Consider the following 13,740-nt stretch of genomic DNA (forward strand, 5'->3'; position numbering starts at 1 on the left):
TCCGCGTGATCGAAGGAGTTTCAGCATGCCACGGATTATGATTGCTGCGGCTATTCCAATCGTACAATATGTGTTTTGCATCCTGATTGCGGCATGCCTGTTGCTCATCTTTCCTGGTGATGAGATGGTGCCACATCAAGAATCGCTTACCATTATCGGGGCTATTCGTGCTGGGTTTGCATTCTCTAACTTCTTCTTTCTAGCTACTTTCTATGTTCTGATTTCGCCTGCCATTGTGTTGCTGACGCTAGCCTTGGGATTTGAGACCCGAAGATCCGTCGCGTCAGTTTCCGCCGCATTTCTTCTCATCTACACCGCTCTGTGGTCACAGATTGCAATTGATCCGTTTCCGCTGAGCTTTTGGATTGGGTGGATGCTGTTCGGCATGTGCACCTATTGGATTGTTTGGCTACTTTCGACCAAACTTCTCAAAACGTATATCGACGATTGACTATCGCTATGACCGGCTCGACCGGATCGTCTGAGACTTTGGCGTCGATACATCCATAACACATAATGGGCTGGGCCGGTTAACGCGGTTACGAAGTATCGGCGGATTCGCGCGTCTGGCGGAGTTTGTCTCCGTTTCGAGATTCAATCAGGACCGATGGTAGTCGGTGTTACACTTACGACCGCCGACATGGAGAAATTGAGGTCTTTGATCGACGCGGACGACATCTTGGTACGCAAAATGTCCGCACCGGTGCCTGGGAGAAACCGGCGGTTCGAGGTCGAAGACTGGATTTGTGATGGAAAGCTTTGGCATGCAGAGTATTTTGAGAGCAGATCTTCCAGAGATATTCGATCTGATCGATGAAAAGAAAATTGCGATTAGCTACAGCCCATTTCAAAGAGCGTTTAAGATTGGGGCAAACGCAGGCGACTATGGACAAGTAATCCTTCACTGTCCGTGGACAGAAAAAACTACCAGATCCTCTATTGAGTGAGTTTGACAAGATGCTCGAATCCAAAGATCTATCGATTCTCGAGCCATCGACTTGGCCGCCTGCATGGACGACCGAACAATGGTGGATCGAAGCGAACCTGTAGCACAACCAAGCCCGGTAGAGCCACAATCTAAGCGATAGAATTGGAATGTTTGCAATGGTTGGAAAGCGGACGTTTGCTTGGCAAATGCTGACTCACTGCGTTAATCTGTTCAGATGAACGACAGGTGGCGAGTTCAGTTTCGTCTTTGGTCATTCCTGATAGGTGTGATCGCAGCAGTGTGGCTCTTTTCCTTGCCCGCTCCATTTCACTGGATCGGATTTGGTCTTTTTATAATATCGAATATCATGATTTATTTTGAGCGCTGCCCAATATGCTACAAGTTGGATGGTCACATCCATCATTGTGGAGACCTGATCGCAACAACATTTTATGGCTGGAAGATCGCTGTCCTCATTGCGGATATGACAGGACGACGAGGTAGCAGTTCTAGTGTCCGCAATGGGTGGTTAGCGGACGTTTCACTACTGACTGACGGCGAAATCAGTTGCTAGCTTGAGGTGCTTCTGATCCTATGGCTTTAGCCCGATGCAACGCTGAGATAGATATGTACTCAAACCGCGAACGGATTCTAGCTGGCGTCAGCTTGCTGGTTGCGATGACCAGCGTATTGATCACATGGTTTGTTGAAGGAGAAATCCTAGGCATGGGACCTAGGTTGTTTCTGATTGTCTCATTTCTTCCGTTGGCTGCGGTGGTTTTCTATGTTGCGCGACGGAGACGTCAGTTTTGAAGATATGCGAAGCAAGGTCTGACATTTGAGTCCGCTTTGGGTGGTTAGCGGACGTTGCTTCCCTCGCTCAAGAACCAACTTGAACCATCAACTCCCGTGACAACACTTGCGATGATGTTGAGGTCTCAAGCGATCCATCTGTCAGTCGGATTTCCAAACTAACCTCTCGTGTCCGACGGATTATCTGGCCATCAGCGTCGGTATGGAATGTGACAACTGCCGAGCCGGTGATTTCCTCCGAAGCGCGCGCATAGCTCGCTTCTTCCTCTGTCAGTTCCCTCCCCATGATTTCTGCGGCGACGAGATCAGCTTCAACGCGCTCTTGCCGGATTTTGTCGGGATCGACCGCCATTTCGACAACAAATTGAAGCTCTCCGGCATCCGTTGCCGACCGGACAAACTGGCCTGGTCCTAGTGCGACCGGATCGTGGAATAGTCCCCCATCTCGCAAATTGGTTGGTCGCAAATCATATTGCGCAATGCTCTGGAGAACTGATTCCGGATCACATACAATCTGAAAGGCGTTCCAAGTGAAGAGCCAGTGGCCACACGCAGACCGCGGTATCTCAAATCGGTCCAGCCATTCCGACACTCGGTCTTCCAACAATTCACGATCAAGCAGCTGCTGTTCGCCTGAGCGTGATCGAAAAACTCTTGCCGGATACTGCCAATGCCGTGCCCGTTCTTCTTCCGACACGGAGCTAGGAAGATCATACTCCAAAGTCAGCCCATCATCTTCTACCGCAATCACACGTTCAACGATTGATTGGTGGCCACGCGAGCTACTTTCTGAGCCGCCGGTGGTTTGCGAACTGGTTTCATATTGTAGCGTGATTGAAAACGCATCGCCGACATTGGCTCTTTGCTCGATCGGTTGTGCACAAGCCGCTAGGATTGGAATGACCAGAAGAGTGACAAAGATTGTAAGCGAATTAAGCGGCCTATGCATTTCTTCATAGTACGAGTCGGCACCGATTCAATCAATGTCCGCTATGGGCGCAAAGCAGACATTCTGCAGTTGATATCGTACTTTACCGACTACAACAGAATCCCGCTACCTACAGCACTACCTTTGTAAAGCAGCCCATCAAGCAAAATAGAGTTAACTCTCTGAAAAAATGGTGGACGCACCAGGGCTCGAACCTGGGACCCGCTGATTAAGAGTTAGCTGGTACTTGTTAGCTGAAGTTTCCTAACGTTGCCAGAAATTGCAATTTAGCGACTGATTACTAATTAGTTATCCACATTGACGTTGCTTGGCGTTGCCGTGGTTTTCCTGTATGGTGATTGCTATATGGTTACTGAACTAAGAGTTGTGTCGAAGATGGCAAAAGGAAAGATCACAAAGAAAACGGTCGATCGCACACGGCCGGGAGAACGGGATCAGTTCCTTTGGGACACTGATGTTCGCGGTTTTGGGCTCAAAGTCACTCCGGCCGGCAAGAAAGTATTTGTGCTGCAATATCGCCTTGGGGGGCGGGGGGCTCGCACCAAGCGCGTAACGATCGGGCCGCATGGCGTCTGGACGCCTGACCAGGCACGACAGGAAGCGATGCAGCTTAGTCGTCTCGTCGACCAAGGCATTGACCCGGCCGAGGCAAAGCGAGAACGCGAACGCCAGCAAATTGAATTGGCGTTTGATGCTTATGCTGACCATTTCCTTGAGTTCTACATTCGTGACAATTGGAAGCGCTCATTTGCAATGGCGGAAAGTGCGCTAAGGCTGCATGTGCGTCCGGTTCTCAAATCTAAGCCTCTACCTTCAATCGACAAGGCGGATGTCGCAAACATTCTTGACCGCATTCCAGCTTCGAAGCCGGCCGTTAGGCGTCAAGTCTTTGCCGTACTTCGTAAGCTGTTCAATTGGGCAGTTGGAAGGGGCGACTTGGATCGATCACCCATGGACAAGATGCCTGCGCCACCAGCACCGAAGTCTCGGGATCGCGTGCTTGATGATGGGGAGCTTTGTCGGGTCTGGAAGGCCAGTGATCGAATCAGTTACCCGTTCGGTCCGCTCGTGCGCCTTCTCATGATAACCGGCCAACGACTTGAAGAGGTTGCAGCGCTTGATTGGTCAGAGCTCGACAGAACCGAGCGTCAATGGATTATTCCGCGCGAGCGAGCGAAGAATGAGAACGCGGTCATCGTTCATTTATCCGACCTTGCCATCGTAGAACTTGACGCGCTTGCGGACGATGAGCCATGGCCAAAGGCAGGATTGGTGTTCACAACCACCGGGGACACACCAGTTTCCGGATTTTCCAAAGCAAAGGCTCGGCTGGATCGTTCCATTGCCGAAGATTGCGAACCGCTGAAGCCTTGGCGCAACCACGACATCAGAAGGACAGTTGCGACAGGATTTCAGCGCCTGGGCGTGCGGTTCGAGGTTACCGAGGCGGTCTTAAACCATGTCAGTGGGTCGCGGAGTGGGGTTGCAGGCGTCTATCAGCGTTACGATTGGGCTTCCGAGAAACAGGCCGCCCTCGAAGCTTGGAGCAACCACCTCGGCAAACTAGTCAACGGCGTCGATAACTCCAATGTAGTGAGCATAACAGCGCGCAAACGGCCATAGACGGTAATTTTGGAATTGCTGGACATATCCACAACCTCTACAGGAACTACGTTGACATTGTTTCTGTTTTGTTCTATGCGAGAGAACAATCAACACAGGAGAAAAAAATGAAGAATCAGAAGGATACTCCTGTATGCAAGATAAGTGGATCAACACCGCACAAGCCGCCGAATATACCGGCTTTGCTGCTTCAACATTGAACAAATTGCGCTGCAGCGGCGGCGGCCCGCATTACTCAAAGCGGGGCAAGGCAGTTCGCTATCGATTGTCTGATCTTGAGGATTGGATGGTTGGTGGCTGCATCAATTCCACGTCTCAGTCTACAGCTTGATAAACCGGAGTAGTCCGCATTGGGTTGGCTAGATACTCTGGCGATGCGGATTTGAATGCCATTACCAGAAGGGGTCTGATCACAGTGGCAAGCCGAGTCCGAAAGGCAGAGCGGCGATCAGCGAGACGGAGTTTGGTCTCGGAAGCAACTGCCAAGCATCCGGCGAGCTCCCGCCCGGAAGCGCCCTTAAGCGGCGGTCGGCTCCGAGGTTCAGAGAACCAGTAGCTAACTGATCGAATCGGGCCGGACTGCCCTTGCCATCGGGATGTGAAATGCATCCCAGAGGCAGGGGTAGTTGTCCTGCGCCCTCTGCACAGCGATCCCACCAAGGTTCAGAGGGGATACGATGGTGGAGCAGGTTAGGGTGCGGCTGGGGTAGGCAGGCTGGCTGGGTGAAATTGGCTGGCCCTGAAGGCTAATATTGGCCCACCAAACACGTCAGTTCAATTCCACACTTTATCAGAACGGGTTAGAGAAAATTTCGGCAAAATTGAAAGCCGTGCAGCACAAAAATCTCCTATTGATTTAGGAAAATATCGGAGACGAGAGCCAATGGGTGGTTGGGGATCTGGACGACAGAATGGACGGCCAGTGGCTGATGAAGCCTTGTTCGTAGACATTGCGTACATGGTGCGGACAGACCGCGCGATCTCCGGCTCGCTGACTAGCGGAACGCTGTCATGGAATAGGAATGGCGAGCCAGCTGGCAGCATCAGTTACAAATGTGACATGCGGGAAATCGAACAGTCGTCACTCGGACTAATTTTTTCAGTCTCTGACCCCTGGAGCGGTGAAAAACAAAGCATCGAACAGAGGATAGTGCTCACTCACACAGTACCGAACTATGGCGGACGCCGGTGGTGGATGCTGTGCCCTGTCAACGGCAAACGCGTCAGAAAGATTTACTGCCCAGCAGGTGGCGGCCGGTTTGCCAGCCGCACTGCCTGGAAGCTCGGCTATCGATCGCAACGCGAGAGCGAACGAGACAGACCGTTCTCACGTCTAAACAAGCTGCAACGTCAGCTAGGCTGCCATGAGGGCTATGAGATGCCTCTACGGCGGCCAAAAGGCATGTGGCACCGAACATATCAGCGCCATCTTAGCCGGTACGAGAAAATTGAGCATGATTGTGACATTCAAATGTGCTTGATGGCAGCAAAGCTGACGGGACTTGGCGATCGGTTCCCGTATTGAAGTTAGCTCGACTGCACGTTTCTATGGTCCGCTTTGCGCCCATTGCGGACATTGTAGCGATTGCTTCTGTTTGCGTCATATAGAAAAAATACGATGCCAACTTGCGTCAGCACTATAGTAGCGCCGCTTGCTTAGTTCGCGAATAACCGCTCGCATGTGGCGAGCACCGTAAACTATTGCAATGCGCTTTTCCGAACCTTCATTCAACTCGGCTGCAAGGCAGTCGATAAGGCGCTGATCGCGTGCATATAATATACTATGGTTGATCGGTTCAAACTTCGGATTCCAATCAAGTGTTTCATCAGCAGACGGCAGGTCTTCCAACGACATTCTTCGCGCCAAGCTCTCTCGCGAACAAAAGAACCTTCGGTAAACACCTATCATTGGTGATAGCGCGTAGAAAATGATGCGAAATCTGAAGGGGACTTTCCCCCATTCATGGTGAAACTCGTCGGTATCCAGGTCAGCACGGACGATTCTACTTCTTACTTCATCCTCCGGGGGAGGTTTTGGCTGCAGTACCAAGCCCAGCTTCTCGAAATCGGTCCAGCGATATGATCGAGTGAGGTGCCGCACAACTGGTGACTTAACACCCTCGATGAGAGCAACATCGTGATCAAATGCTTCGCGGAATGTTTCGTCGTAGAATGTCTGCTCACCCACGTGAACCATCGGAAAGAGCGTCACCGATATTGAGGATTCGCCGTTCCGGAATTGCATACGAGCCGAGCGCAGTCCCAGCATTGACGATTCTAATATCTGCACGCAGCTGCATCTAGCAGTGGCAGATGGGTATTGAAACGTCCGCTTTCCACCCATTGCGGACATCTCGGCGGACTACCATAATCCACGAATGACGAAGATCTTCATGCCACTGCTGAATGAAGGCACCGATGTTTGGCGGCCGGTCGAAGCGACGCTTGTCGACGCTAACAGTTATCGCGTTGAAGGTACGCCTAGCGATGGTGAAGAATGGGCCTATGGTTCAGGAACAATCGTGCTTTGCGAATGGAATACTCTTAGCAGTGGTGAACGGGGGCTAGTCATCATCTCACGAGTGAGCTGAATGTCCGCTTTCGGCCAGAAGCGGTTGTTCCAGCAGTCGCTACCCTATGTCCGCTTTCCACCCATTGCGGACATCGGACCACTCGTTAGCGAAAACCGCCAAACTAGGATGGCGTGACGCAAAATTCAGGACTGGACGATGGGCAGGCGAAAGTACGATAGTCGTGGTTTCATAACGGACCGTGGAAACAACAGTCTATGCGTATCTACTCTTGGCTAATGGCAGCGCTTCCAGCATTCGTGGCAAGTTCTGCACTTGCGCAGACGGAAGAAGTCCAAAGCGGTCCGATTCCGGATTGGGCTGAGCTGACCGAGGCAGCACCTGTACCTGATGATGCTGCCGGAATTGCATTCGTCCGGCGGAGCGATCTGTTCGTTCATCTGGATGAGGATGGACAATATACGTTTCAAGGACTGCATTTAAGGCTGTTGCAGCCTCAAGCTCTTGAGGCTGGAAATCTGAATTTCACATGGAACCCGGCAGCGGGCGCCCCTACCATCCATATGTTACGAATACACCGTGAAGGTGAGGTCATTGATGTTCTTGCAGACAACAGCTTTGAGGTTGTCCGTCAGGAAGCCCAACTTGAGCAAGCGATACTGCATGGTCGTCTGACGGCTTCTCTCCGCGTGCCCGATTTGCGCGTCGGCGACGAGCTTGAATGGGCCGCGACTATTCCGTCCCACGATCCAACACTGATGGATGATAGTTTCGGCATAATGTTTCTCGGCGCGTCGCCGGCGCAGGGACGATATCGACTCGGCTTGAGCTGGAACGACGGGCAACAACCAACCATTCGACTGAGCGATGACCTGGCCGATAATGAGCAACGTTCGCTGAGTTCACTCACCCTGGCATTCGAAAATCCTGAACTGCTCAGCCCACCGAGAGACGCACCGCCACGCTATAATTGGCAGAGAGTTATCGAATATAGTGATTTTGCTGCCTGGCCGGATGTTTCGCGGAGATTTGATCGCATCTATGCCGGGGCCTCCGATCTCGCATCGGATTCTCCTGTAAGGCAGGAGGCCGACCGTATTGCTCGAACAAATGCCACGGGACTGGAGCGAGCTCAGGCCGCACTTGAATTGGTCCAACAACAGGTCCGCTATATCTATGTCGGTCTCGACGGGGGAAATTTCACCCCCGCTACAGCCGAGGAAACATGGCAGCGCAGATATGGGGATTGCAAAGGCAAATCCGTCTTGCTGCTGGCGCTATTGCGCGTGCTGGAAATCGATGCAGAGATTGTGCTGGTCAGCAATTCTGGTCGCGACGATGGGCTCGACACTCGTCTACCCAATCCCGGTATGTTCGATCATGTTCTGGTTCGCGCTCAAATCGATGGCAATACCTATTGGCTCGATTCCACATTGCCCGCGGTCATCCGGGCGAGTGATCTGCCGTTTTTGCCGTATCGATGGGTCCTGCCATTGTCCGCTAACGGCAACGAACTCGAGCGTATCCCGCATGATGTCCTCACGCTGCCTAATGTTATGGGCATGGTCGAGATAGATGCGCGAGCGGGATTCGACCAACCTGCGCGTCAAGTTCAAACATATGTTCAGCGGGGCGTCGACGGACTGAACGAATATCTGCGATATTCGGTCATGCCGCCCAACCAATTGACCGCGGCATTTCGCAATGCACTAATTGGGCAAAGTACCTGGGACACAATTGAAGATGTCCGCTATCGGTATGATGAGGCGACACGCGCCAGTATCTTGACCATCACAGGCACCGGTCCGGTCGATTGGGATGAGACTGGCCAGACCTATCGCCTTAGCCTCCCTGGCGGAGGTTTTAGCCCGCCACCGCGCCGGCAACGGCCAAGCGGCAACGGCCATGATGCGCCCTACTACAATGCCCCCGGCTATAGCTGCCATGTGACGACAGTGCGAATTCCGGAGGCAACTGATATTGAAAACTGGCGGTTCAACTCGACTTTCGACACGATGATGTATGGCCGGACATTTTATCGAATGATGGAACGGCGAAATGATGGCACGATCCGTATGGTTCGAGGTTCGCGAACCGAAACAAACGAGATCTCGTCGACCCATGCTGAGCGCGACAATGGCCGCTTAGACAATTTCGATAACTCGATGGCATGGATCTATTATAGCCCGAACCGCAATCGACAATTGCCAGAAAATGATACGCACGTACCGGCAACTTACGAGATTGATTGGACCGGACCCGATATACCCTGTCTACCCGCCGATGTGCTCAATCCTGATTAAGCGCAATTGCGCGTGAAGGTACCGAAGGAGATTTGAGACCGTGCCAATATGGACTTTGTTCTTTCTGATGGCCCAACTCAACGAGCCGCAACCCAAACTGGATTCGGGAGCTGAAACCGACGAAGCCATACACGCGCCAAGCCCGGCGACCAATCCTGGAACCTGGATTCAACCCGGAGATTATCCGCCCTCCTCGCTGAGGAACGAAGAGGAAGGGACCGTAACATTTACGCTCGACGTGGACGAAAATGGCAGGGTGAGTCGGTGCGTGATCGACGACCCTGCGCCTTTTCCGGCCCTCAATGACGTCACCTGCCGGATGTTGTCCGAGCGTGCGCGTTTCATCCCCGCACAAGATCGCGACGGTCGCAAGGTCTCGAGTCAATATTCCAGTCAGGTACGGTGGGAAATACCGGACGCCGGTACTGAGGATACCTGGATCATGCAGCATGAGTTTGACGTTGGTCTGACGGTCGACAGCGACGGTGCAATCATAGACTGCGAAGTTCACCAGATGGATGCGTTATTCGATGATACTGAAGAGCGCGGTCAATCCGTGGAAGAGTTGTACTGCGAACATATGATTACCACCGGAAGAATGATAATCGATCCTGACGATGAATCGATTTATCCTCAGCGATTTAGACTGAGAACTTCGGTGCTGCCCGAGCGTAATGAATAGGACTGGCATATTCTCTAGCAATCGAGCTGTTGGACAAGAGATATGACGCGGCTCATCAAAGATTGATGCGTCTCCGGTCCAATCACCGCAACGTCCGCTTTCGGCCAGAAGCAGTCATTTAACCGATTCACTACCCGCGTCTGTATTCCGCCCATTACTTACTTCAATAAAATAGAGGCGCAGTGCTTGAAACACTGCGCCCCCGATTGCGTTGTGAATTTGATTCTATGGATGGGTGTGAGAATAGTAACGCTGACTGGCCTCGACCAACCCGTCCATTTCCGTGTTGAGTGCGGTAACCGCCTCTTCGGATCCTTCCTGAGCGAGCATAGCTTCACGAAAGGCGACGAGGCCTGGCGGATTGTGACTATCCAGTGCTCCAAGACCATTGGGCATTTCGCTCACCACCATCAGATCCCAGGCCCCATCCATCATCCAGTGAATAGTCGGTGCCGGCAGCGAAGCAGCTTGCCGGGCCGGAATATAATGATCGTTCATCAGCTCCAGCCATCTTGCGCCCGCATCATCTGCAAACCTTACAAGTGTGATTGAATAGGACGTCCGCGCTTCTTCTGGTTCGTCCTGTGCCAATGCAGGCGCGCAAAGACTGGCCAGCGCTGCTGCTGCCATAAGTGATTTAAGCTGTTTCATGTTGTTCCCCCCTTTTTGTTTTGCACATTTGTGCCCAGAGACAGTGCGCCAAATGAGAGGCAAGCACAAATCGTTTGCTAGCGACCCATTGCGGACGTTGTGTAAGAGTCGATGAATGTCCGCTTCTGGCCGAAAGCGGACATTCGAAAATCTCCTTCCTCGCAGTATGTCACTAGCATTACGGATCATCGAAAGTGGCGCATCGAGATGGCGTGGTTTACCGATAGCTTATGAGTAGCAAGCCAGATCGAACTGCCTATGAACGCGGTGTCCGCCACATGACAGCCTGCGTCGTCGCGTTTTTCGCGATACTGGCAGTTCCGCCAATCATGACAGCTATTCGATTTGATGGAGATGCGATAATGGCCACGATGGCCCCACTTATGATCTTGTGGGTGGTTATTGGCGGTGGCCGAACATTCTACATAGCCTGCCCTACATGCGGAAAATCTGTATTTGTCACGAATAATCGTAGTCGCCTCTGGCCCGAACAGAGTTGCAGCAATTGCCGGACCAACCTGACCATTAGTCACCCTGATGACTGAGCTGAAGGCTTATGTCCGCAAAGGGTGGAAAGCGGACCATTCCAACACATCTAATCACGGCCTGTTATTGGCAAGCTCTGAAGAATGTCGCCTAGGTCGGCGTTTCGTTCGCCATACCGGTCGGGATCGCACTCAAAATCAGCCAGATAGTGCTCATCGAATCCTGGACCAACCCACCGAATCCACAGAGCGCCCGCATCGTAGACGAAATTCTCCGTATCTGCAGGGGAGCAGCTACCGTGAATGAAGGCTTCGATGCTTTCATCTGTTACCGGTACAGCTTGCCGGCGGTATCGATCTAACCGCCGCACCAACTGCGAAAACTCTTCGTGGCTGATTGAAAATGAGCCTCCTGATCCATCAGGAAAAGGTTCAGAGCGGTGATACTGACCTGCACCACTGCGGTCGATTTCTATGTCCGTGCTGCTCCAACCAGATTCGCGAATTTCTATTCGTTCGATATCACCACGATCTGGTTCGGCACATGCCAATAATAGCACAGCCAGAAAGATGCTTGAGATTAGGCGCATATTGGCATTGTTTCAGAGTGACCGAATGTCCGCAATGGGCGCAAAGCGGACACTAGAAATGAGTGGATGCTTCCGGAATCAGGCATCTCGTGCTTGCTATGCGATTGCTAGTTCAGCCTTGATCGACGAACTGGTCGTCTGTCGGAACGTAACATATTGAAAATATGGTGGACGCACCAGGGCTCGAACCTGGGACCCGCTGATTAAGAGTCAGCTGCTCTGCCAACTGAGCTATGCGTCCATATCCGTGAAGGAAGGCGGGGCGGTTAGCATGCAGTATCGTCCGAAGCAACACTTGCCATTGAGCTGCGGGAGGGTGACCAGTCGCCTAACCTTTCAATTCCTTGCCGATCTGATCGATCATCGATTGCATGCTGAAAGTTTTGTGTACGAAGCGGCGGCCACGCCATCCGGCCAGTCGTCGGAGCCAGTTGCGGGAGAGCCACTGCAGCGCCGCATCAGCAAGCGCGGCAGCGCTGTGATCGGCAACCAGTTCGCCTGACTTGCCCGGCATCATCGCTTCGCTCACGCCGCCAACATCGAAAGATATAACCGGTACCTTGGCGGCTTGGGCCTCGATCAAGACGTTGGGGAGACCTTCAGACGCCGAGCTCAGCATAAACAGGTCAAACAGCGGCAGTTTGTCCGCTAGGTCCGAGACCTGACCCGGCATATGCACATATTCGGCAATGCCCAGAGCCTCGGCCAGGTTCTGACATGCCGGACGCAGTTCGCCATCGCCAAACATCAGGAAATGCACTTCTGGCCGCTGTTCATGGATGTGCGCCGCTGCACGCAGCCATAGCTCCGGCTGTTTGACGGACGAGAAGCGAAAGGCCGTGCCGACAATTGGCGCATTGAAAGGGATGCCCATCTTTTCGCGCATCGCCATCCGCGCATCGATGCTGGGCAATGAGCGAAACGGTTCGAAATCGATACCGTTCAATATGGCTTTTGAGTTACTGCCGCGACGACAACTGATCCAGTCGAGATAATCGATAAGTCCGGCCTCGCTGCAATTCACAAGGCGAATTTCGGGTCGGGCCAGGAGGGTCGCATAGGCTTGTGCCCAGCCGGTCGTCGCTTCGGCTGTCATGAACCGGGTGGGCCGAAGCCCGTGTGTGTGGAGAATGATCCGCGGAACATCGGCCAGGATGCCCGCCAGTCCGCCGATAAGGCAGCACTGGTCCAGCCAGCAATGGAGCGCCGCCGGACGTCGCTCTCGCAGCATCGAAGTCAGTGCTGAGGCGCGTTTGGCATATAGTCTGGGCGCGCTCCGCAAGGCGGGTTCGGGGTCTCGGACCTCGGTCTCATCAACCTCGACAATATCGGCTTCGGATGCACCCGTTTCATCGAGATAGAAGCGATAGTCAGGGCCGTCGTTTTTGTTTGAGAACTGCATCAACCAGAGATTGACCGGATCATATTCGTGACTGTCGACGAGCTGGCGATAGCAGTTCGCCATGATCCGTTCCGCGCCGCCGCAGGCAAGCGATCCGCCAAGCATTACGATACCTTGACGGTTTTCTGGATCCGCGATTACGGGGCACCGCGCGACCTGCCGCGCCGCGAGCCCAATTGCCGTCGGGCCAGTGCTGTCCGCATCGGATGTCGATTGCGCGAGCGAAGAAAGGCTCATCCCCTCTGCGCGCAGCGCGTCATCCAACCAGCTGATCCGTTGGGAAATTCGATCGTTCTTCGGGAGCACGACATGTGCCCGATGCAGAATTTCGGCATCCCGGCCGATGTTGCCGCGAACCAGCAGCGTTCGTGCACTCCGCCGCCACAGCGCAAGATCGTCTGGTGCAATCGAACCGCTTTGATAGCCATTTCGAATAACGGTTATGGCCGCATCGATATCCCCGGCAAGATTATGACGCTCGATTTCCAGATAGATGTCCGGTTTGATATCGAGGCGGGCGCGTATCGCCGCATCTAACCGGTCGTTCGGGTCGTCTTCGAGTATGCGAATACTGCTGACAGCAGCGCGCGCGAGGCCTTTGGAGCTGTTCGCATTGCCGAGCAGTCGCCAGGCGAGCGCTCGCACATCGCTTATTCGCGGGAGCGTCGAGTTTCTCGCTGCGTGGGTCGCATGGCGAAGCGCAAGCCGCGCAGCCGTCTCATTATCTGGATCAGTCGCAAGTATTTCCAGCGTGATGCGAACAACCGTCTCATCATCGTGTTT

Annotated in this window: 12 protein-coding genes and 1 tRNA gene; 7 read left to right on the top strand and 6 right to left on the bottom strand. The window is 53.2% G+C overall.

The window, feature by feature from the left end:
• Positions 1–25 precede the first annotated feature (25 nt).
• Entirely contained in the window at positions 26–451 is a 426-nt protein-coding gene (locus tag HFP51_RS02925) for a hypothetical protein (RefSeq protein ID WP_176874291.1), read from the top strand.
• Between the two features lie 125 nt (positions 452–576).
• On the top strand, positions 577–750 hold the full coding sequence (locus HFP51_RS14785; RefSeq protein ID WP_176874292.1) for a colicin E3/pyocin S6 family cytotoxin: 174 nt from the start codon (positions 577–579) through the stop codon (positions 748–750).
• A gap of 1,058 nt (positions 751–1,808) precedes the next feature.
• Here the strand turns inward: HFP51_RS14785 and HFP51_RS02935 are convergent.
• Positions 1,809–2,690, bottom strand: a complete 882-nt coding sequence (locus HFP51_RS02935) for a hypothetical protein (protein WP_176874293.1) — start codon at positions 2,688–2,690, stop codon at positions 1,809–1,811.
• 297 nt (positions 2,691–2,987) lie between these two features.
• Here HFP51_RS02935 and HFP51_RS02940 point away from each other — a divergent pair, with 297 nt between their 5' ends.
• Together HFP51_RS02940 and HFP51_RS14790 are read left to right on the top strand one after the other, a co-directional pair.
• Entirely contained in the window at positions 2,988–4,313 is a 1,326-nt protein-coding gene (locus HFP51_RS02940; protein ID WP_255454800.1) for a site-specific integrase, read from the top strand.
• A gap of 133 nt (positions 4,314–4,446) precedes the next feature.
• Positions 4,447–4,644, top strand: a complete 198-nt coding sequence (locus HFP51_RS14790) for an AlpA family transcriptional regulator (protein WP_176874294.1) — start codon at positions 4,447–4,449, stop codon at positions 4,642–4,644.
• 1,269 nt (positions 4,645–5,913) lie between these two features.
• On the opposite strand, the gene HFP51_RS02950 is transcribed toward HFP51_RS14790, so the two are convergent.
• Positions 5,914–6,582 (bottom strand): hypothetical protein, encoded by a 669-nt coding sequence (locus tag HFP51_RS02950; protein ID WP_176874295.1) that lies wholly within the window; start codon positions 6,580–6,582, stop codon positions 5,914–5,916.
• 109 nt (positions 6,583–6,691) lie between these two features.
• Here HFP51_RS02950 and HFP51_RS02955 point away from each other — a divergent pair, with 109 nt between their 5' ends.
• The 3 genes from HFP51_RS02955 to HFP51_RS02965 all read left to right on the top strand — a co-directional run bounded on the left by HFP51_RS02955 (position 6,692) and on the right by HFP51_RS02965 (position 9,829).
• A complete protein-coding gene (locus tag HFP51_RS02955) occupies positions 6,692–6,904 on the top strand; it encodes a hypothetical protein (RefSeq protein WP_176874296.1) in 213 nt (70 codons plus the stop codon).
• Positions 6,905–7,122: 218 nt separating this feature from the next.
• Positions 7,123–9,147, top strand: a complete 2,025-nt coding sequence (locus HFP51_RS02960; protein WP_255454801.1) for a DUF3857 domain-containing protein — start codon at positions 7,123–7,125, stop codon at positions 9,145–9,147.
• A gap of 67 nt (positions 9,148–9,214) precedes the next feature.
• Positions 9,215–9,829 (top strand): energy transducer TonB, encoded by a 615-nt coding sequence (locus HFP51_RS02965; protein ID WP_176874298.1) that lies wholly within the window; start codon positions 9,215–9,217, stop codon positions 9,827–9,829.
• A gap of 225 nt (positions 9,830–10,054) precedes the next feature.
• On the opposite strand, the gene HFP51_RS02970 is transcribed toward HFP51_RS02965, so the two are convergent.
• The 4 genes from HFP51_RS02970 to HFP51_RS02985 form a co-directional block, all read right to left on the bottom strand.
• On the bottom strand, positions 10,055–10,480 hold the full coding sequence (locus tag HFP51_RS02970) for a hypothetical protein (RefSeq protein WP_176874299.1): 426 nt from the start codon (positions 10,478–10,480) through the stop codon (positions 10,055–10,057).
• Positions 10,481–11,075: 595 nt separating this feature from the next.
• A complete protein-coding gene (locus tag HFP51_RS02975) occupies positions 11,076–11,555 on the bottom strand; it encodes a hypothetical protein (RefSeq protein WP_176874300.1) in 480 nt (159 codons plus the stop codon).
• 165 nt (positions 11,556–11,720) lie between these two features.
• Positions 11,721–11,796: transfer RNA gene (locus tag HFP51_RS02980), tRNA-Lys, on the bottom strand.
• An 87-nt stretch (positions 11,797–11,883) separates the two neighbouring features.
• Positions 11,884–13,602, bottom strand: coding sequence for a glycosyltransferase (locus HFP51_RS02985; protein ID WP_176874301.1), 1,719 nt, complete (start codon positions 13,600–13,602; stop codon positions 11,884–11,886).
• Positions 13,603–13,740: the final 138 nt, after the last annotated feature.

The organism is Parasphingopyxis sp. CP4, assembly GCF_013378055.1.
In the GTDB taxonomy this organism is placed as follows: domain Bacteria; phylum Pseudomonadota; class Alphaproteobacteria; order Sphingomonadales; family Sphingomonadaceae; genus Parasphingopyxis.